18 protein-coding genes, 1 other RNA gene, 1 pseudogene and 1 other annotated feature are annotated in these 21,177 nt (G+C 39.2%); of the genes and pseudogenes, 16 read left to right on the top strand and 4 right to left on the bottom strand.

The genetic code is table 11. The features are described from left to right. Positions 1 to 18: 18 nt before the first annotated feature. Positions 19 to 1,203, top strand: coding sequence for an acetate kinase (locus IGI58_RS02520; protein ID WP_087641212.1), 1,185 nt, complete (start codon positions 19 to 21; stop codon positions 1,201 to 1,203). A gap of 65 nt (positions 1,204 to 1,268) precedes the next feature. Here the strand turns inward: IGI58_RS02520 and IGI58_RS02515 are convergent, their stop codons facing one another. The 4 genes from IGI58_RS02515 to IGI58_RS02500 all read right to left on the bottom strand — a co-directional run bounded on the left by IGI58_RS02515 (position 1,269) and on the right by IGI58_RS02500 (position 3,846). Then, a complete protein-coding gene (locus tag IGI58_RS02515; protein ID WP_087641213.1) occupies positions 1,269 to 1,745 on the bottom strand; it encodes a universal stress protein in 477 nt (158 codons plus the stop codon). A 209-nt stretch (positions 1,746 to 1,954) separates the two neighbouring features. Beyond that, entirely contained in the window at positions 1,955 to 2,233 is a 279-nt protein-coding gene (locus IGI58_RS02510; RefSeq protein ID WP_225534272.1) for a hypothetical protein, read from the bottom strand. A gap of 67 nt (positions 2,234 to 2,300) precedes the next feature. Then, positions 2,301 to 2,494, bottom strand: a non-coding RNA gene (gene ssrS, locus IGI58_RS02505) — 6S RNA. A gap of 62 nt (positions 2,495 to 2,556) precedes the next feature. Further along, positions 2,557 to 3,846, bottom strand: coding sequence for a replication-associated recombination protein A (locus tag IGI58_RS02500; protein WP_429954595.1), 1,290 nt, complete (start codon positions 3,844 to 3,846; stop codon positions 2,557 to 2,559). A 176-nt stretch (positions 3,847 to 4,022) separates the two neighbouring features. Here IGI58_RS02500 and IGI58_RS02495 point away from each other — a divergent pair. The 15 genes and pseudogenes from IGI58_RS02495 to tpiA all read left to right on the top strand — a co-directional run bounded on the left by IGI58_RS02495 (position 4,023) and on the right by tpiA (position 21,118). Beyond that, a pseudogene (locus IGI58_RS02495) lies at positions 4,023 to 4,734 on the top strand (DNA-3-methyladenine glycosylase). Next, positions 4,658 to 5,143: a DUF3013 family protein gene (locus tag IGI58_RS02490; RefSeq protein ID WP_225534274.1), complete on the top strand. Its 486-nt coding sequence runs from the start codon at positions 4,658 to 4,660 to the stop codon at positions 5,141 to 5,143. The pseudogene IGI58_RS02495 and the gene IGI58_RS02490 overlap by 77 nt, the downstream one beginning before the upstream one ends. Positions 5,144 to 5,155: 12 nt before the next feature. Continuing rightward, positions 5,156 to 6,103, top strand: a complete 948-nt coding sequence (prmA, locus tag IGI58_RS02485; protein ID WP_087641217.1) for a 50S ribosomal protein L11 methyltransferase — start codon at positions 5,156 to 5,158, stop codon at positions 6,101 to 6,103. A 1-nt stretch (position 6,104) separates the two neighbouring features. Continuing rightward, the gene (locus IGI58_RS02480) at positions 6,105 to 6,854 is read left to right on the top strand and encodes a 16S rRNA (uracil(1498)-N(3))-methyltransferase (protein ID WP_429954597.1); all 750 of its coding nucleotides are present in this window, start codon (positions 6,105 to 6,107) and stop codon (positions 6,852 to 6,854) included. Positions 6,855 to 6,871: 17 nt separating this feature from the next. Further along, entirely contained in the window at positions 6,872 to 7,522 is a 651-nt protein-coding gene (locus IGI58_RS02475) for a deoxyribose-phosphate aldolase (protein WP_429954599.1), read from the top strand. 155 nt (positions 7,523 to 7,677) lie between these two features. Further along, positions 7,678 to 9,891, top strand: a complete 2,214-nt coding sequence (locus IGI58_RS02470) for a RelA/SpoT family protein (RefSeq protein WP_087641220.1) — start codon at positions 7,678 to 7,680, stop codon at positions 9,889 to 9,891. Between the two features lie 11 nt (positions 9,892 to 9,902). Continuing rightward, the gene (dtd, locus tag IGI58_RS02465) at positions 9,903 to 10,349 is read left to right on the top strand and encodes a D-aminoacyl-tRNA deacylase (protein WP_429954601.1); all 447 of its coding nucleotides are present in this window, start codon (positions 9,903 to 9,905) and stop codon (positions 10,347 to 10,349) included. A gap of 79 nt (positions 10,350 to 10,428) precedes the next feature. Beyond that, positions 10,429 to 10,636, top strand: a binding site (T-box leader). 875 nt (positions 10,637 to 11,511) lie between these two features. Then, the gene (gene hisS / locus IGI58_RS02460) at positions 11,512 to 12,813 is read left to right on the top strand and encodes a histidine--tRNA ligase (protein WP_429954604.1); all 1,302 of its coding nucleotides are present in this window, start codon (positions 11,512 to 11,514) and stop codon (positions 12,811 to 12,813) included. 30 nt (positions 12,814 to 12,843) lie between these two features. Continuing rightward, a complete protein-coding gene (gene aspS, locus IGI58_RS02455) occupies positions 12,844 to 14,613 on the top strand; it encodes an aspartate--tRNA ligase (RefSeq protein ID WP_429954606.1) in 1,770 nt (589 codons plus the stop codon). Between the two features lie 150 nt (positions 14,614 to 14,763). Beyond that, complete coding sequence (locus IGI58_RS02450; protein ID WP_429954608.1) at positions 14,764 to 15,531, top strand: ankyrin repeat domain-containing protein; 768 nt, start codon at positions 14,764 to 14,766, stop codon at positions 15,529 to 15,531. Positions 15,532 to 15,638: 107 nt separating this feature from the next. Then, positions 15,639 to 16,514, top strand: a complete 876-nt coding sequence (locus IGI58_RS02445; protein ID WP_429954610.1) for a YitT family protein — start codon at positions 15,639 to 15,641, stop codon at positions 16,512 to 16,514. 305 nt (positions 16,515 to 16,819) lie between these two features. Then, positions 16,820 to 17,857, top strand: coding sequence for a sugar-binding transcriptional regulator (locus tag IGI58_RS02440; protein WP_429954612.1), 1,038 nt, complete (start codon positions 16,820 to 16,822; stop codon positions 17,855 to 17,857). A gap of 40 nt (positions 17,858 to 17,897) precedes the next feature. Continuing rightward, positions 17,898 to 18,899: a type I glyceraldehyde-3-phosphate dehydrogenase gene (gene gap / locus IGI58_RS02435; protein WP_086329496.1), complete on the top strand. Its 1,002-nt coding sequence runs from the start codon at positions 17,898 to 17,900 to the stop codon at positions 18,897 to 18,899. 117 nt (positions 18,900 to 19,016) lie between these two features. Next, positions 19,017 to 20,207, top strand: a complete 1,191-nt coding sequence (locus IGI58_RS02430; protein WP_225534281.1) for a phosphoglycerate kinase — start codon at positions 19,017 to 19,019, stop codon at positions 20,205 to 20,207. Positions 20,208 to 20,362: 155 nt separating this feature from the next. Next, positions 20,363 to 21,118 carry a triose-phosphate isomerase gene (gene tpiA, locus IGI58_RS02425; RefSeq protein ID WP_088269443.1) on the top strand — a complete coding sequence of 252 codons (756 nt, stop codon included), beginning with the start codon at positions 20,363 to 20,365 and terminating at the stop codon, positions 21,116 to 21,118. The last annotated feature ends 59 nt before the right edge of the window (positions 21,119 to 21,177 follow it).

Genomic DNA, 21,177 nt, shown 5'->3' with positions numbered 1-21,177 from the left:
ATAAAAGAGGAGAGTATTATGTCTAAAACAATTGCAATCAATGCAGGAAGCTCAAGTTTAAAATGGCAATTATACCAAATGCCAACGGAAGAAGTCGTTGCTAAAGGGATCGTTGAACGAATTGGTTTGAATGATTCGATCTTTACAATCAAATATGGAAACGATGAAAAATATGAAGAAATCGTGGATATCAATGATCATGATGTTGCCGTAAAAATGTTATTGGACAAATTGATTGAATTGAACATTCTATCTTCTTATGATGAAATCACTGGTGTTGGACACCGTGTGGTTGCTGGTGGAGAAGACTTCAAAGATTCAGTTGTGATCGATGATGATGTTTTAGCAAAAATCGAAAAATTAGCTGATCTTGCTCCATTACACAATCCTGCAAATGCTATGGGAATCAAAGCATTCAAAAAAATCTTACCTGATATCATCAGTGTAGCGGTTTTTGATACAGCTTTCCATACAACGATGCCTAAACATAATTTCTTATACAGTATTCCAACTGAATACTATGAAAAATTCTCAGCACGTAAATATGGTGCGCATGGAACAAGCCACAAATATGTTGCTCACCGTGCTGCCGAAATGCTTGGTCGTCCGATTGAAGAACTAAAAATCATCACTTGCCATTTAGGAAATGGTGCTTCGATCACAGCGGTCGATGGCGGAAAATCTGTTGATACATCAATGGGCTTTACACCACTTGCAGGAGTAACGATGGGTACTCGTTCTGGAGATATCGATCCTTCATTACTAGCTTACTTGATGGAAAAACTAGAATTGACTGATATCAAAGATATGATCAATATTTTAAATAAACAATCAGGACTTTTAGGATTGACAGGTATCTCTAGTGACATGCGTGATCTAGAAGCAAATATGGATAAAGAAGCAGTTCAAGTAGCTTATGATATCTTTACTGACCGCATCCGTAAGTATATCGGAAGCTATGTCACAGTATTAAATGGTGTTGATGCGATTGTCTTTACTGCTGGTATTGGTGAAAATGACGCACATGTCCGTAGTGAAGTCATCAAAGGCATGACTTGGTTCGGTTGTGAGTTAGATGCTGATAAGAACAACGTTCGTGGAAAAGAATCAGTGATCTCAACAGACGATTCTAAAGTGAAAGTACTATTGATTCCAACGGATGAAGAATTGATGATCGCACGTGATGTTGAACGTTTAAGATAATAAAATAAGTAAAAATAAAAAACCACCACTCGCTTGCCGAATGGTGGTTTTCTTTTAGGAAGAAACTATTTGTCATCCTGATCCACAGGAACTTTATTTTCTAAATCTGTTCTTACGACTAAGACATCGCATGCTGCGTGACGTATAACGTATTCTGAAACAGAACCTATAAATAATCGTTCCACAGCATTAAGTCCAGTAGCACCCAGCATGATTAAATCTACGCCTTGGTCTTCAGGAATTTGTTTTGCGATCCAAGGTTTTGGTGAGCCATATTCGATAATACTAGAAACTTTTTCGCAGCCATGCTCTTTCGCTTGTTTTTTATATCCTTCGAGTGTTTGTTTTGCCATTTCAGTTGCCTGCTCAGCTAAAACACCATCAAAAGATGAAACAGATTGAAAAGCACGTGTATCGATCACATGAGCAAGTAGCAATTCTGCATCATTTCTCATTGCGACGTTCATAGCCTTTTGAAAAGCTAGTTCTGCTTCTGTCGATCCATCTACGGCGACCATGATTTTACGATAATTTTGTAACATTTTGACCACTCCTTTCGCTCCTGCACTTAATTACTGCAGATAAGCGGTGCTGTAAAAAAACAGCGAATATTTTTATGAGCAAGCAACAAGCACGCTGTATACTTCTCATAGTAGACAGTAGTAGTGAAACTAAAAAATGTATTTATCGGTCTCTATAGTTTAATTGTAAAGCAAAATCGTTAAAAAAGAAAACAAAAAAAGAAGAATCATCAAAGAATCTTCTTGGCAAGCATCACACTGAATACAGTTGAAATAACAAGTAATCCGAATATGTAAAATAAAGAAAAAAATGTCAAATTGACGATCCCTACTAAAAGACCAATGGCGGCCAGTATCAAATAGAATACGCCGAATTGGTGTAGAAACTGTCTATTTTCGTCAGGATCATCGTTTGGCATCAAGGGCAAAAATACAGAGGATTTCTTTAATAAGAAAACACTGATGACTACGAGTAAAACAACAGATGCAAAGATAAGTAGGCGAATCACTATATAACCTCCATCAAAGAAAAAACAATTTGCACTAGAGCAAATTGTTCAACTAGCTAATAAAAAAGGAAAATCCGTCGATGCCGTTATTCGTCCTATAGTATTGAACCCGCAAACAAAGCAGGTGGGTTCCACGACTGACAGCTTCGAACTACCAAATGATAAGGCATGTTACCAGCTTAGGTACCAGAAGGATCCCAAGATATCAATAAAATGTTCGGTCAACACACAAAAAAGACAACGCGCACATCACAGATTTACCATCTTTATAATAGCACAACATGATTTAAACAGCAACGAGAGAGCTTGAATTTCAGCCTGTTTTATTTTGTTTTTTTATCGGCTTTTTTCCAGTCCAAGATCCGTTGGTACTGCTGGTGTAAAGCCTGTTCGTACTTTCCTGTATCTATTGGTTCATAATAATGAGCATTTTTTATTTTGTCAGGCAAATATTGCTGATCGACCCAAGCATGTTCAAAATTGTGTGGGTACTTGTAGCCAAGCCCGCGTTGTAAATCTTTTGCACCAGAATAGTGACTATCCCGCAGATGGTTAGGAACTTCTCCTGCTTTTCCATCTCGTATATCTGCCAGTGCGGCATCGATCGCATTGATCCCTGAATTTGATTTAGGAGATAAACAAAGATCGATAACGACACTTGCCAAAGGGATCCGTGCTTCCGGAAAGCCTAGCTTTTCAGCTGCTTGAACTGCAGTGACTGTTCGTGCCGCCGCGGCCGGGTTACCAAGACCGATGTCTTCATAAGCGATGACCATTAAACGCCTGCAGATGATCGGTAAGTCACCAGCCTCAACTAAGCGGGCCAAATAATGGAGAGCAGCATCGACATCACTGCCGCGAATCGATTTTTGAAAAGCGGAAATAACATCATAATGTGCGTCACCATCTTTATCATGAGTCAAAGCTTTTCTTTGAACACATTCTTCTATGATCGAAAGAGTGATATCGATTTTTTTTTCCTTTGTTTCAGGTGTCGATTTTACAGCAAGCTCTAAGCCGTTTAAAGCACTGCGCAGGTCGCCGTTAGTAGCACGAGATAGATGCTGAAGGGCTTTGTCTTCTAATAATACAGGATAATCTCCTAAACCGCGCTCTTTATCAGCTAAAGCATCGTTGATTGCCTTTTGAATATCTGTTTCGTTTAAAGGCTTGACTTCAAAAATTTGTGTTCTGCTTCTGATCGCCGGATTGATCGTAATATAAGGATTTTCAGTTGTTGCGCCGATCATGATGATACGGCCGTTTTCTAAATGGGGCAACAAGAAATCTTGTTTTGTTTTATCTAAGCGATGTACCTCATCTAAAAGTAAAATCACAGTGCCGCTCATTTTTGCTTCTTCTGCGACGATCTGCAAGTCTTTTTTTGTATCTGTTGCGGCATTCAACATGCGAAATGCATAGTTTGTAGAGCCGGCGATAGCACTAGCGATACTTGTTTTTCCGGTTCCAGGAGGACCATACAAAATCATTGATGATAGCATTTTTGCTTCAACCATTCTACGAATGATTTTTCCAGGACCGACAAGATGTTCTTGTCCTACAACTTCATCTAAGTTGCGCGGACGCATACGATAAGCTAAAGGCTGCTGCATCGTTGAACCTCCTTTTTCGTTCTATGCTTACTATTATACCATAAAGAACGTATGTTTGTTATCGGCTGGAATTCAGATGATTTATAGAGAGAAATTATTGATTTATCACACGAATTGTTCGTTGTTCAATGGATAATGACAGCTATTTCGTGTATGATAGAAAGTGGTGAAAAATAATGAATGAAACGATCCATTTTTTTAATACAAAAACAACAGAAGAGATCGCTCAGTTTTTATTGGGCATGTATTTAGAGCATAAAACAGAAGCAGGTACACTAGCCGGCTATATTGTGGATACAGAGGCTTATTTGGGGCCTGATGACGAAGCAGCCCACAGCTTTGGGCTACGAAAAACACCTAGATTAAGGGCGATGTATGAGAAACCAGGAACAATCTATTTATATACGATGCACACCCATTTGATCTTGAATATGGTCACAAAAGATAAAGGCATACCGCAAGGAGTCATGATCCGGGCGATCGAACCTGTCGAAGGGCTTGAACTAATGGAAGCGAATCGTAATGGTAGAAAAGGTGCGGAGCTATCAAACGGTCCAGGAAAATTAGTCAGTGCCTTAGGTATTACCAAAGATTCATATGGACAATCGATCTTTGACAGTACACTTCGGATCGTTCCTGAAAAAAGAAAACAGCCGAAAAAAATTATGGCCCTTCCTAGAATCGGCATTCCCAATAAAGGAATTTGGACAGAATTACCTTTGAGATATGTAGTTTCTGGAAATCCTTATATCTCTAAACAAAAAAGAAGTGATATCGATCAAAAAACGTTTGGCTGGAAGGAAGAAATAGAATGAAAAAACCAACAATATTGACTTATTTGGATCAACAATTAACAAAGAAAATCACAGAATACGATGTAGCTCTTGACTGGAATACTAAAAATCATTCAATCGAAGTCGTTTTCCGTTTATTTGCTGAAAATAGTGCACATGAACAAATCGATGATGCTTCAGGAACCCTGTCAGAAGAGGAGATCATTGAATTTGAAGATGGTATTTTATTATTCAATCCTGAAAAGAGCGTAGTGGATGAAGAAGATTATCTAGCTGTGATTCCATATGAAGGAAAAAAAGGAATCAAGCAATCTATTTTAGATGGTCTTGTTGATTACTTAAATGAAGTCTTAAACGAAGGTCAAAGTGACTTATTAGATTTTTTGACAGATGAAGAACAAGAGATTTTTGAATTGAAATGGTCTGATACAGCATTTAATGAAGCAGTACAAAACTATCAAACAGCTGATGGCGATACATATATCGCTTATCCAAGCTATTAAAGAGGTGTGTTTATGAAATGGACGGAAGTAAAAGTAGAAACAGCTAGTGAAGCAGTAGAGGCAATCTCAAATATCATGATGGAAGCTGGTGCAAGCGGCGTAGCGATCGAAGATGCATTGGATGTTGAAAATTTTCAAAGCGATTTGTATGGTGAACTTTTAGATAAAGAACAGTTTACGCATATCAAAGAGGGTGCTTTAGTAATGGCTTACTTTCCTGAAACAACTTTTTTACCAGAAATTTTGCCCTTTATCAAAGAAAGTATCGCACGCTTACCGGAATTTGGCTTGAGTATCGGCAAGAATGAAATGCTGATCAGCGAGGTAGCAGAAAGCGACTGGGCTACAGCGTGGAAAAAATATTATCATCCTGTACGTGTGACTCGTTTTCTAACGATCGTCCCAAGTTGGGAAAAATACGAGACAACAGATACTGCAGAAAAGATCATCACGTTAGATCCTGGAATGGCTTTTGGAACAGGGACCCATCCAACCACTCGTTTGACTTTGCAAGCATTGGAAACAGTTTTGCGTGGTGGAGAGACAGTGCTTGATGTAGGTACAGGCTCTGGAGTATTAAGTATTGCTAGTAAGTATTTAGGCGCAAAAGAAGTCCATGCATTTGACTTAGATGATGTTGCAGTGACTGCAGCTAAAGAAAATATGGCGCTTAATCCAGTTGCTGATGATGTTTACGTCTCAGCGAATGATTTACTCAATAATGTAACGATCGAAGCAGACGTGATCGTTGCAAATATTTTAGCGGATATTATTGTTTTAATGGTGGAAGATGCTTTTCGTTTATTGAAAAATGACGGAACATTGATTGTTTCAGGAATCATTCAAGATAAAAAAGCGATGGTGATCGAACGAATGACAGCTGTCGGTTTTCTAGTGGATCAGATATTCCAACAAGGTGACTGGTATGCGATTATTTTAAAGAAAACAGAGGAAGAATAAGATGCAGCGTTATTTCATGACAGAGCCTTATGAAGTAAGAGAACACTATGAAATCACTGGGGAAAATTATCATCATATGATCCGAGTGATGCGTATGGAGCCGACACAGCAAGTTTATCTTGTGTTCAGTGATCGAATTGCACTTATTGCAGAAATTACAGAGGTGACGGAAGATGCTGTTCGTTTAAAAGAAGTCAGCAAAGAACAGGGCGGAAAAGAATTACCTGTCAATGTGACGATTGCTTGTGGTTTTCCTAAAGGAGATAAATTAGATCTGGTTGTCCAAAAGACGACAGAATTGGGTGTTCATAAATTCGTAGCGTTTCCCGCAAAAACCTCTGTTGTCAAATGGGATCATAAAAAATTAGTCAAAAAAGCTGAACGATTTAAAAAGATCGCAACAGAAGCTGCCGAGCAATCTCATCGCCAGTTTGCGCCGGATATTGTATTATTAGAAAATAAGCTAGAATTGATCGACTCTTTTTCTGCCTATGATAAGATCTTGATCGCCTATGAAGAATCCGCAAAAACAGGGGAAAAAAATCGTTTCGCTCAAGCATTGGCTGAAACGAAAATCGGGGATTCGATTTTGCTTGTTTTCGGGCCGGAAGGCGGTTTTGCTCCGGAAGAAATCGAAGCGTTTGAAAAAAATGGCGGAATCTTATGCGGATTAGGTCCGCGGATTTTACGTGCAGAAACAGCACCTTTATATGCTTTGAGTGCAATCAGTTATCAATTCGAATTAGTGTAAGGTTTGAGGGGGTATTTATGGAGTTAGAACTGGAAAAACTATCAATTATGTTGCTTGACCCTACACTTACGGATCAGCAATTAACAGATGAACTTCTTTTTCTAAAAGATTTTTCGATTCATTCAATCTTTGTTTTACCGTGCAATGTTGCTCGTGCAAAGCAGTTATTGACAGGAACAAGGATTCGGATCGGCAGTTTTACTGATTTTCCTTTGGGTGGAGGAACATTAGCTAAGAAGGCCTTTGAAACTGGAAAACTTTATCGAGAAGGTGCATCCGAAGTTTTTGTGGCGATGACACCTGATCAACTGACTTTTGGCGGACATCAAAGCTACCAAACATTGGCACCTTTAGCATTTGGACATGATGGTTTAGGCTTTTTTATCGATAGCAGTCAGTTGAATGAGTACCAGAAACAACAATTGACGATAGATCTTGCTAAAATGGAGGATGTAAAATTTATGTCTATTGGGCTGGATTTATCTATGAAAGAAGCCTTATACGATATGAGTATTTTCAGATCAGGAGTCAAAAGTCAAAGAGTGTTTCAAGTCAATGTAAAGGCACCAACATTGCTGGAGATGGAGTTATTGTTCCAAGCAGGAGCTTCTCGAATAGGTCTTAGTAATGGTCGAGAGATTTTACCGCTGATCTCTAAGTGGGATTAGAATATGAGGAATTGAAAATTTAGAGAATTTTAGTATAATAATAAGTGTTGGAAGTGCTACTGTTTCAAGTGGTACTTTTCTTTTTTTAATCGCTAGTCATTTACATAAATAAAGTACTGGAATAGACGGCTGTAAGAGCCCAAGGAGTGAGAATCATGCCAAAAGAAGAAATTATGACAGGACCAGGAGTCATCAAACTTGTATCAAAATATATGGCGCCAAAGCATGTCGCGTTTGTGCAAAAAGCACATGACTATGCAGAAAAAGCGCACGAAGGTCAAGTAAGGCAATCTGGTGAACCTTACTTTATCCATCCAATTCAGGTTGCAGGTATTTTAGCTGAACTTAGAATGGATCCACATACAGTTGCTACTGGTTTTTTACATGATGTTGTGGAAGATACAGACGTAACACTAGAAGATTTACAAGATGAATTCGGTGCAGATGTAGCGATGTTAGTCGACGGCGTGACGAAACTTGGGAAAATAAAATACAAATCTCACGAAGAACAATTAGCTGAAAACCATCGAAAGATGCTTTTGGCGATGGCTCAGGATCTACGCGTGATCATGGTGAAATTAGCTGACCGCCTGCATAATATGCGGACACTTAAACATTTAAGAGAAGATAAGCAGCGCCGGATCGCTCAGGAAACGATTGAAATCTATGCACCACTTGCTCACCGCTTAGGGATCAGCAGGATCAAATGGGAATTAGAAGATACTGCGTTACGTTATATCAACCCAAATCAATATTATCGAATCGTCAATTTGATGCAAAGCAAGCGGGAAGAACGGGAAGCTTATGTTGAAGAGGCAGTTGAAGATATTCGTCTTGCCACTGAGGATCTAGATATTTACGCAGAAATTTATGGACGTCCAAAACACATTTATTCCATCTATCGCAAAATGAAAGACCAAAAGAAACAATTTAATGAGATTTATGATCTACTGGCGATTCGTGTGATCGTGGATTCGATCAAGGATTGTTATGCTGTTTTAGGAGCGATCCATACCAAATGGACACCGATGCCGGGACGTTTTAAAGATTATATTGCTATGCCGAAAGCGAATATGTATCAATCGATCCATACAACAGTGATCGGACCTAAAGGTAATCCAGTCGAGGTGCAGATCAGAACACACGAAATGCATCAAATCGCTGAATTCGGGGTTGCTGCTCACTGGGCTTATAAAGAAGGAAAAACTGAAAAAGTTGATGAAGATTCTGATTCAAAACAATTGAGCTGGTTCCGTGAAATCTTGGAGCTTCAAGATGAAAGCTATGATGCATCTGAGTTTATGGAAAGTGTCAAAGGAGATATTTTCAGTGATAAGGTCTATGTATTTACACCGACCGGAGAAGTGACAGAGCTGCCAAAAGGCTCAGGACCGCTTGATTTTGCGTACAGCGTGCATACCGAAATCGGAAATAAAACGACAGGTGCTAAGGTCAATGGCAAAATGGTTCAGCTGGACTATACCTTGAAAAATGGTGACATCATTGAAGTTTTGACCTCGCCAAATTCATTTGGACCAAGCCGTGACTGGCTCAAAATGGTAGCGACAAGTAAGGCGCGAAATAAAATCAAACGATTTTTCAAAGTCCAAGATAGAGAAGTCAATATCATCAAAGGACATGATGCGATTAGTAAATATTTGACAGAACATGGCTTTGCTCCAAAAGAATTTTTGAGTAAGACGAAGCTGGCTGAAGCCTTGGAGCGTTTTAACTTTCAAACAGAAGATGATTTATATGCTGCTGTCGGCTATGGAGAAATCAGTGCTCAAGTCGTTTTCAACCGACTAACAGAAAAAGAACGTAAAGAGCAGGAAATGGAGCGCCAAAAGCAAGAAGCAGAAGAATTGATGACCCAGCCTGTCAAAAAAGAATCTGATAAAATGAAAGTCCGTCATGAAGGCGGCATCGTGATCCAAGGGGTAGAAAATCTGTTGATCAGGATCAGCCGCTGCTGCAATCCCGTTCCAGGAGATGAGATCGTTGGCTATATTACCAAAGGTCGTGGGGTTTCTATCCATCGTGCAGACTGTCCAAACGTACAGCATCAAGAAGAATTGGCACAACGTTTGATTGAAGTAGAATGGGAAGATACTGAAAATCTAAATAAAGAATATGATGCCGATTTAGAAATATACGGGTACAACCGCAGCGGGTTACTGAATGATGTGTTACAGGTAATCAGTTCGATGACTAAAAATCTTGTTAGCGTTGAGGCAAAACCAACCAAAAATAAAATGGCGATGATCCATGTGACAGTTAAAATCCAAAACTTGTCTCATTTAAAAACGATCGTTGATAAAATCAAAAATATACCGGATGTGTACAACGTCCGTCGAACCAATGGCTAGGAGGCGAGCAGATGAAAGCAGTCATTCAGCGAGTAACAGAGGCGCAGGTGCAAATAGAAGGCAAGGTTGTTGGTAAAATCGATCAAGGGTTTATGATTTTACTAGGGATTCATGCAAAGGATACGAAAGAAGATGTAGACTATCTTGTTCGGAAAATCAGCAAATTACGTGTATTTGAAGACGATCAAGGTAAGATGAATCTTAGTTTGCAGGAGATTGGTGGCAGTATTTTAAGTATTTCACAATTTACATTGTATGCAGATACAAAAAAAGGCAACCGTCCAAGTTTCATCGAAGCGGCTCGACCTGAAACAGCGATTCCTTTATATGAGATGTTCAATAAACAGCTGAAAGAAATCGGCATTCCGACTGAAACAGGAGAGTTTGGTGCAGATATGAAAGTAACACTGACCAATGACGGACCTGTGACTATTATTATTGATACAAACGACAAATAGACTTTGTGAAATGAGCGGGCTATTTTTTACTGAATCCCCTTGACTTTAGTAGAGAATTTTAGTAGTTTATATGTAATATCAAAATTCGATGAAAGAACGAGTAAATTTCATTCTGACTGTATAAGAGAAAGTTGCCTAGGCTGAAAGCAGCTTCATCAGCGAAATTGAAAGACATTCTAGAGAAGAACGGAAGAAAAGCCGTTCCGTCGCGAGCGTTAATCGTTAGAGGAAAGAGCAATCTTTCGAACTTAGGTGGTACCGCGTGTGTCTATTCACTCGCCCTTGTATATATACAAGGGCGAGTTTTTGTTGTGAATCACTACGACTGGCTCCGCCAGAGTAGATGATGAACAATACTTGGCGAACAAAGTGAGCGAAGTGTCCATACTAGGAATCACGCTTAAGCATACTAGCTTTGATCAAGCACAAAGGACTAAAGTACTAAGAATTGAAGGCCCACAATCGTCTCCGCCAGAGTAGATGATGAACAATACTTGGCGAACAAAGTGAGCGAAGTGTCCATACTAGGAATCACGCTTAAGCATACTAGCTTTGATCAAGCACAAAGGACTAAAGTACTAAGAATTGAAGGCCCACAATCGTCTCCGCCAGAGTAGATGATGAACAATACTTGGCGAACAAAGTGAGCGAAGTGTCCATACTAGGAATCACACTTAAGCATACTAGCTTTGATCAAGCACAAAGGACTAAAGTACTAAGAATTGAAGGCCCACAATCGTCTCCGCCAGAGTAGATGATGAACAATACTTGGCGAACAAAGTGAGCGAAGTGTCCATACTAGGAATCACGCTTAAGCATACTAGCTTTGATAAAGTACAAAGGACTAAAGTACTAAGAATTGAAGGTTTACGATTGGCTCTGCCAGAACAGTTGATAAACAATAAATAGTTAAAGCGTTAAGAATTGAAAGTGTGCAACTGGTTCCAACCAAACTGACGACGAATAACGATAAGACAAGCATGTTAAGCTCATTAGGTAATACCTAAATAGAACGATCAAGATTTTCTAAAATGTAAAAACAATAAAGTATCACTGAGTATTCTAGTAAAGATTCAAAAGAGATCGTTAGCGTAAACTTTTTTACAGCAGCACACATTTACCATTAGAGGTAAAAGATGAATAATAAATTGGAGATGAAAGAATGAGTTATCAAAAACCAAAAGGAACGAATGATCTATTACCAGGAACTTCCGAGAAGTGGCTGTTCGTTGAAGAAACAGCACGCTTGATTTTTCGTGATTATCAATATGAAGAAATCCGCACGCCGATCTTTGAACATTATGAAGTGATTTCTCGTAGTGTGGGAGATACGACAGATATCGTTTCCAAGGAAATGTATGATTTTTACGATAAAGGGGAACGTCACATTACATTGCGTCCAGAAGGAACTGCACCGATCGTTCGGTCGTTCGTGGAAAATAAACTATTTGGTCCTGAGTTTTCTAAGCCTTATAAGACCTATTATATGGGACCGATGTTTCGCTATGAGCGTCCGCAGGCAGGTCGCTTAAGACAATTTCACCAAATCGGGGCTGAAGCATTTGGCAGTGAGAACCCAGCTGTAGATGTAGAAAGTATGGCGATGGCATTAGACTTTTTCAAGCAATTAGGGATTCAACAAATCAAATTAGTGATCAATTCATTAGGCGATAAGGAAACCAGAGCAGCGTACCGTCAGGCGTTGATCGATTATTTAGAACCTAAGTCTGCTGAACTAAGTGAAGATTCAAAACGCCGCCTACATGAAAATCCGCTGCGTGTCCTTGATAGTAAAGATAAGAAAGATAAAGTGATCGTTGCAGAGGCGCCGTCGATTTTAGATTATCTGAGTGAATCGTCTAAACAACATTTTGAAACAGTTAAAACGATGTTAACGGAATTGAATATTCCTTTTGAAGTTGATAGTAATATGGTTCGAGGACTTGATTATTACACCAACACGATTTTTGAAATCATGAGTGAAGCACCAGGAATGGGCGCCCAATCGACAATTTGTGCGGGTGGACGTTATGACGGATTAGTAGAGGATTTAGGCGGACCTGCAACACCAGGTTTTGGTTTTGCTTTAGGGATCGAACGTGTATTGATCACAATGGAAGCAGAGCAGGTAGTTGTTCCTGTGATCAACGAAATCGACGCTTATGTTGTCGGCATCGGAGAACAAACGAATGTTGAAACACTAAAATTAGTTCAAGCGATCCGCAATTTTGGTTTTTCAGCAGATCGTGATTTTATGGATCGTAAAGCAAAAGCACAATTTAAAACAGCAGCTAAGCTAAATGCCAAATTAGCATTGACATTGGGTGAAACAGAATTAGCCGAAGGTGTTGTCAATGTTAAATCAATGGAAAGCCGGAAAGAAAAAGCATTTCCTTTATCAGATATTTATGAAAAATTTGATGAAGTCTATGATGAAATGATGACAAAAATGTTTGATGAATAACGTGTAAAAAATGAAGAGGAGCAAAAACGAATGACAAAAAGAACAGTATATTGCGGAGAAGTTTCCGCAGATTTAGTAGGACAGATCATCACATTAAAAGGCTGGGTGCAAAAACGCCGCGATTTAGGTGGAGTTATCTTTATCGACCTACGTGACCGCGAAGGCATTGCACAAGTTGTTTTCAATCCAGCACATTCAAAAGAAGCGTGGGAAAAGGCTGACAAATGCCGTAGCGAATATGTGATTGAAATTACTGGAGAATTAACTTATCGAGATAAAGAAGCGATCAACCCAAAAATGAAAACAGGCGAATTTGAAATCATGGCAACAGATATCACGATTTTAAATACAGCTAAAACACCACCATTTTTGATCGAAGATGAAAATAACGTTGGGGATGAATTACGCTTGAAATACCGTTATTTAGACTTGCGCCGTCCACAAATGACAGCAAACCTAAAATTACGTCATCAAGTGACTAAAACGATTCGCCATTATTTAGATGATACTGATTTTATGGATATCGAAACACCTTATTTAGGGAAATCTACACCAGAGGGCGCTCGTGATTACTTAGTTCCTTCACGTGTTCACGCTGGACATTTTTACGCTTTACCACAATCACCGCAAATTTTTAAACAATTATTGATGAATGCTGGTTTTGACCGCTATTATCAAATCGTTCGTTGCTTCCGTGACGAAGATTTACGTGGTGATCGTCAGCCTGAATTTACACAAGTGGATATTGAAACGACGTTCTTGACTCCAGAAGAGATCCAGACGATGACGGAAGAAATGCTGGCAAAAGTAATGCGTGAAACAAAAGGAATCGAAGTTACTTTACCATTCCCACGTATCAGCTATGATGAAGCAATGGCACGTTACGGCAGCGATAAACCAGATACCCGTTTTGACATGGAGTTGATCGACATTGCAAATGTTGTGAAAGATGTTGATTTTAAAGTGTTCCAAATGGCTTTAGAAAACGGCGGACAAGTCAAAGCGCTAAACGCCAAAGGTGCCGCAGATAAATACTCAAGAAAAGATATGGATAACTTAGGTACGTATGTGAGTCAATTTGGAGCAAAAGGCTTGGCTTGGCTAAAAGTAGAAGAAGATGGACTTAAAGGACCGATTGCTAAATTCTTGACAGACGTTTCTGATGACTTGATCAAAGCGACAAATGCTGAGGTTGGCGACATATTAATGTTTGGTGCAGATAAGCCAGAAGTTGTCGCTGCTGCTCTTGGAGCGATTCGTTCTCGTTTAGGCAAAGAGTTGGGCTTGATCGACGAGTCTAAATTCAACTTTTTGTGGGTCGTTGACTGGCCATTATTTGAATATGATGAAGAAGCTGGTCGCTATGTATCTGCTCACCATCCGTTTACCCAGCCAAAAGAATCTGATGTAGAGCTGCTTGCAACAGATCCTGCGAAAGTCTATGCAGAAGCTTATGATATCGTGTTGAATGGCTATGAATTAGGTGGCGGTTCTCTACGTATCCATAAACGTGAATTACAAGAAAAAATGTTCGAAACGCTTGGTTTCACGAAAGAATCAGCACAAGAACAATTTGGTTTCTTGCTGGATGCACTAGACTATGGTTTCCCTCCACACGGCGGGATCGCTCTAGGGTTAGATCGTTTAGTCATGCTTTTAGCTGGTGAAAACAATATTCGTGAAGTGATCGCTTTCCCTAAAAACGGAAAAGCTGCTGATCCAATGACAAGTGCGCCAAGTGTTGTATCACCTTTACAACTATTTGAATTGAATATCGATGTTACAGCAATCGACGAATAAAAAATAAATGAGTTGAACATGGTTCAGGCGAAAACTAGCCGAGATCGTGTTCAGCTCTTTTTCTTTTTAAACTAGATCGACTCCGTTTATAATTTGTTTATATTTATCCTTTATACTGAATTTACAATGATTTGGCAGGAGGAAAAAATCATGGAAAGAACAAGAGTAGCTTTATTGATATCAACCAGTTTAGGACTGCTTATTTTTTCTGGTTGCCAGCAAAAAGTAAGTACTCAACAAAAAATAGAAGAGGAGTCGACGATCATGTCAAAAAAAGAAATAACAGAACCTTCAAATAATGAAGCTGCTGAATCAAGTAAACAAACATTTCCACAAGGAACATTGCTTCAAGCAGTGAGCGATAATGATATGAAAACAGTTCAAGAGGTCCTTGCAACGGATTATAGGATCAACGAAGTAAATGAAAAAGGAGAAAGCCCGCTTTTAATTGCGACACATCAAAATTTTATTGAGATCGCCAAACAACTGATCGATGCTGGTGCTGATATCAATCAACAAGATCAAATTTCTGATAGTCCTTATCTCTATGCAGGCGCTCAGGGGAAAACTGAAATCTTGGCTTACATGCTGGAAAAAGCAACTCCTGATCAACAAAAAGTCAATCGTTTTGGCGGAAACGCGTTGATTCCAGCGGCAGAAAAAGGACATTTGGAAAATGTTAAGCTACTATTGAAAGATGGTCGTTCAAACATCGATCATCAAAATAATTATGGCTATACTGCTCTAATTGAAGCTGTTGCATTAAGAGATGGTTCCGAAATTTATCAACAAATCGTTCAAGTTTTAGTGGAGGCAGGAGCAGATAAAACGTTGAGAGACAATACTGGGCGTACGGCAGAGGATTACGCGAAAAGCTTAGGCTACTCAGAAATGTTGTCTATCTTAAATGTAAATTAAAATGGAAACAGAAATTTCTTTTCTTTCATTTGAATAATTATGCTTTTTTTCTGATTGCAAAGCACGTATAATGAGAGCTAACAATCAGAAAAAGAGAGGCCCTTTTCATGAAAAAATTTTTTGACAGCTTGCCGATCCATGATTATACAACAAAACTGTCCGTATCGATCGTTTATGCGATTTTAGCATCTGTGGCGATGAACTTCTTTTATCAGCCGGGCAATATTTATTCTAGTGGTATCACCGGTTTAGCCCAAATTTTGACTACACTATCAACGCGTGTCGTAGGATTTAATGTTCCTGTTTCAATCACGCTGTATGCATTGAATATCCCATTATTTTTTGTAGCATGGCTCAAAATAGGAAAGAAATTTACGATTTTTACAGTATTGACGGTTACTTTGACCTCCATATTTATGCAAATCGTCCCGCAGACGATCCTTTCTAATGATCCGATCATCTGTGCGATCTTTGGTGGAGCTGTGATGGGTTCAGGTATTGGTTTTGCACTGAAAAATGGCTTGTCTTCCGGTGGATTAGACATCTTTAGTATTACGATCCGCAAAAAAACTGGGCGTTCAGTTGGCTCGATTTCCATGTATTTCAATGGATTGATCATTTTTGTCGCTGGCTATTTGTTTGGCTGGCAGTATATGTTTTACAGTGCCTTATCGATTTTTGTCAGTGGTAAAGTGACGGATGCTGTCTATACGAAGCAAAAGAAAATGCAAGTCATGATCATCACTAAAAATCCTGATGCAGTGATCGAAGGGATCCAGCAAAAAATGAGAAGAGGTATCACGATCATCCATGAAGCAGAAGGGGCGTATCGTCATGATAAACAAACCTTACTGTTAACAGTTGTGACACGATTTGAACTGCCGGCGCTGGAAGCGGCAATGAAAGACTCGGATCCCTCTGCTTTTGTAAGTATTTCAGATAATGTCAAAATCCTTGGACGATTTTATGAAGAGGACCTATAGAAAACGAAACGAAGAACCTAAATTTCTTTTTAAAAGAAATGGGGTTCTTTTTTTTGTTCATTCTTTTTCGTTGGAATTACTTCCTATAGAAAAAGAAGTTTGTGAACATTTCAAAAAAATAATCGCTTTTTCTTGAAAAGCCAAATGAAAACTGTTAAACTATGTATGTAAGATTGAGGGACGCTTTTAAGACTGTTAGATAGAATTTAACAATGAGAAAGAAGAACATCAATCCTATTTTTTTAAAGTTCATAGGTCGTTTTAAGTCTCACTTGGACGTTTTAAGACCAACGAAGGAGCGCATCATGCTGGATGAATTGAAAATGATTGAAGCTGTTGCTCCAGATTTGCTCGATGTAATGCAGGAAAGGTTTCATATTCTTCGTAATATATACTGGATGCAGCCTATTGGACGTCGAAGTCTATCGGATAGTATGGGGATCACAGAACGAGTCTTGAGAACTGAGACAGATTTTTTAAAGAACCTGCAGCTGATCGAGACTTCAAAAAGTGGAATGACATTGACTGGAAAAGGATTAGATGTTTATCAAGGGTTAGAGACAGTGATGAATCAGCTTCTTGGCATGCATCAAATCGAAAAAGAGATCAGTCAGTATTTTGGCATCAAGCGCTGTATAGTCGTTGCTGGCAATAGTGACAATCAAGAAAAAGTCTTGTATGAATTCGGTGATATTTTAACTGACGCACTTGATTTACTTTTACCTGACGGCAATAACACGATTGCAGTGATGGGCGGAACAACGATGGCTCTAACGGCTGAACATATGGGCTCTTTGGAAACAGAGAAACGTCACAATTTGTTTGTTCCAGCTAGAGGCGGAATTGGTGAAGCAATGAGTGTTCAAGCGAATTCGGTCAGTGCAGTTATGGCTAACAAAACTGGTGGTCATCATCGGGCATTATATGTCCCGGAACAATTAAGTCCTGAAACATACAAATCTTTATTACAAGAACCATCGATCCAAGAAGTATTGACATTGATCGAACAGAGCAACTGTGTCGTGCATAGTATTGGTCGTGCACTTCATATGGCAGCCAGACGTAAAATGTCAGATGATGAAATGGTCATGTTAAAGCAAAATAATGCAGTAGCAGAATCATTTGGTTACTTCTTCGATGAAGAAGGGGAAGTCGTTTATAAAATTCCCCGTATCGGACTTCAATTGAAAGATCTTCAAAGAATTCAACATGTCGTGGCGATCGCAGGCGGAAAGACAAAAGCCAAAGCAATCCGCGCTTATATGAAAAATGCACCAAAACAAACGTGGCTCATTACAGATGAAGCTGCTGCAAATGAGATTTTAAAAGGGGCAACCCTTTAAAATAAAAAAATTTTTGATTTTCATAAGGAGGAAATCTTTAATGACAGTTAAAGTAGGTATTAATGGATTTGGACGTATCGGACGCTTAGCATTCCGTCGTATCCAAGATGTAGCAGGAATCGAAGTAGTAGCAATCAACGACTTAACAGATGCTAAAATGTTGGCTCACTTGTTAAAATATGACACAACTCAAGGACGTTTCAACGGAACTGTTGAAGTTCACGAAGGTTCTTTCAACGTAAACGGTAAAGAAGTTAAAGTTCTTGCTAACCGTAACCCAGAAGAATTACCATGGGGCGAATTAGGCGTAGATATCGTTCTTGAATGTACAGGATTCTTCACTTCAAAAGAAAAAGCTGAATTACACTTAAAAGCTGGTGCTAAACGTGTTGTTATCTCTGCTCCTGGTGGAAATGACGTACCAACAATCGTTTATAACACTAACCACGATATCTTAACAGGTAAAGAAACAGTTATCTCAGGTGCTTCATGTACAACTAACTGTTTAGCTCCTATGGCGAAAGCATTACAAGACAACTTTGGTGTTGTTGAAGGTCTTATGACTACAATCCACGCTTACACAGGTGACCAAATGACTCTTGATGGACCTCACCCAGGTGGAGACTTCCGTCGTGCACGTGCTGCAGCAGAAAACATCGTTCCTAACACAACTGGTGCTGCTAAAGCAATCGGTCTAGTTATCCCTGAATTAAACGGTAAATTAGACGGAGCTGCTCAACGTGTTCCTGTAGCTACTGGTTCATTAACTGAATTAGTAACAGTTCTTGACAAAAACGTAACTGTTGAAGAAGTAAACGAAGTAATGGCTAAAGCAGCTAACGAATCTTACGGATACAACGAAGATCAAATCGTATCTTCTGATATCGTAGGTATGACTTTCGGTTCATTATTCGATGCTACACAAACTAAAGTAATGACAGTTGGCGACAAACAATTAGTGAAAACTGTTGCTTGGTATGACAACGAAATGTCTTATACTGCACAATTAGTTCGTACTTTAGAGTACTTCGCTAACTTATAAGATCTATACTTATTATTAGTGAAATTTAAAGAACTGTGAAATAATAAGCGGGGAAGCAACGCGCTTCTCCGCTTATATTGTTTCGTTTAAAAATTTTATAGACAGGAGTACTCCATAATGGCTAAAAAAACAATCAAAGATGTTGATTTAAAAGACAAAAAAGTCCTTGTCCGTGTTGACTTCAATGTACCGTTGAAAGATGGCGTGATCACTAACGACAACCGTATAGTTGCAGCTTTGCCAACAATTCAATATGTTATCGACAATGGCGGAAAAGCGATTCTTTTCTCTCACTTAGGTCGTGTAAAAACAGAAGAAGATAAAGCAGGTAAATCTTTAAAACCAGTTGCAGAACGTTTAGGTGAGCTATTAGGCAAACCAGTAACATTCGTTCCTGAAACACGCGGGACTGAATTAGAAACGGCTGTCAACAATATGAAAGATGGCGACGTTTTAGTCTTTGAAAACACTCGTTTTGAAGATATCGACGGCAAAAAAGAAAGCGGCAATGATGCTGAATTAGGCAAATATTGGGCTTCTTTAGGCGATGTATTTGTAAATGATGCATTTGGTACGGCTCACCGTGCGCACGCTTCTAACGTTGGTATTGCATCAACTGGTATTCCAACAGTTGCCGGCTTCTTAATGGAAAAAGAAATCAAATTCGTTGGTGAAGCTGTTACTGCACCAAAACGTCCATTTGTTGCGATTTTAGGCGGAGCAAAAGTTTCTGACAAGATCGGTGTTATCGAAAACTTGATCGAAAAAGCAGATAAGATCTTGATCGGCGGCGGAATGACTTATACATTCTACAAAGCTAAAGGGATGAATATCGGTAAATCTTTAGTAGAAGAAGATAAAGTAGCTTTAGCGAAAGAATTAATCGAAAAAGCAGGTGACAAATTGATCTTGCCGATCGATTCGATCACAGCAGCTGAATTCTCAAATGATGTACCAACAGAAGAACATACTGGTGATGTTCCTGAAGGTCAAATGGGTCTTGACGTTGGTCCTGAAACAATTGCTTTATTCGCGCAAGCTTTAGATGGTGCGAAAACAGTTGTTTGGAACGGTCCTATGGGCGTATTCGAAATGAGCAACTTTGCTAAAGGAACGATCGGTGTTTGTGAAGCAATCGCTAATTTAGCTGATGCAACAACGATTATTGGTGGAGGAGACTCTGCTGCTGCAGCAATTCAATTAGGCTTTGCTGATAAATTCACGCACATCTCAACAGGTGGCGGCGCAAGCTTAGAATTATTAGAAGGTAAAGAATTACCTGGATTAGCAGCGATCAACGATAAATAAAGAGGTTATAAAAAGGCGTTTAAGCTTGAGTAGTTGGACTGAACCTGCTGAACTTCAAGTATTGGAGTTTAGTAGGTGAAGGAAATTACTGAACGTTTGCCTTTTGAACACCGTTTAAACAATCTACACCATAAAATTAAAGGAAGTGTTTTTTCATGCGTAAACCAATTATCGCTGGTAACTGGAAAATGAATAAAACTTTAGCAGAAGCACAAAGCTTTGCTGAAGCAGTAAAAAATGCTGTTCCATCAAGTGATGTTGTCGATTCAGTAATCGGATCTCCTGCATTGTTCTTAGCGCCATTAGCATGGAATCTTAAAGATTCACAAGTGCAATTATCTGCGCAAAACTGCTATTGGGAAAATGCTGGTGCGTTCACTGGTGAAAATTCTCCAGCTGCAATCGCAGATCTAGGTGTTCAATATGTGATCATCGGTCACTCAGAACGTCGTGAGTATTTCCACGAAACAGATGAAGACATCAACAAAAAAGCCAAAGCAATCTTTGCAAACAATATGACACCGATCTTCTGTTGTGGTGAATCTTTAGAAACCTATGAAGCTGGAAAAACAGCTGAATGGATCGAAGGACAAATCACTAACGGTTTAGTGGGCTTAACAAACGATCAAGTATCATCTATGGTCATTGCGTATGAACCAATCTGGGCAATCGGTACTGGTAAATCTGCAGATGCCAACATTGCGGATGAAATCTGTGGTGTTGTTCGTTCAACTGTAGAAAAATTATACGGTAAAGAAGTATCAGAAGCAGTTCGTATCCAATACGGCGGCTCTGTAAAACCAGAAAACATTGCTGAATATATGGCAAAAGAAAACGTTGACGGTGCTTTAGTCGGCGGAGCTAGCTTGGAAGCTGACTCATTCTTAGCTTTGTTGGATGCAGTTAAATAGGCACTGCTTATAACAATATACGCAATAAATCGAAGATTCATCGAATAATTTATGAAATA

The organism is Enterococcus sp. AZ020 (assembly GCF_050499205.1).
Taxonomy (GTDB): Bacteria; Bacillota; Bacilli; order Lactobacillales; family Enterococcaceae; genus Enterococcus_L; species Enterococcus_L dunnyi.
This window is presented reverse-complemented; position numbering and strand designations above follow the sequence as displayed.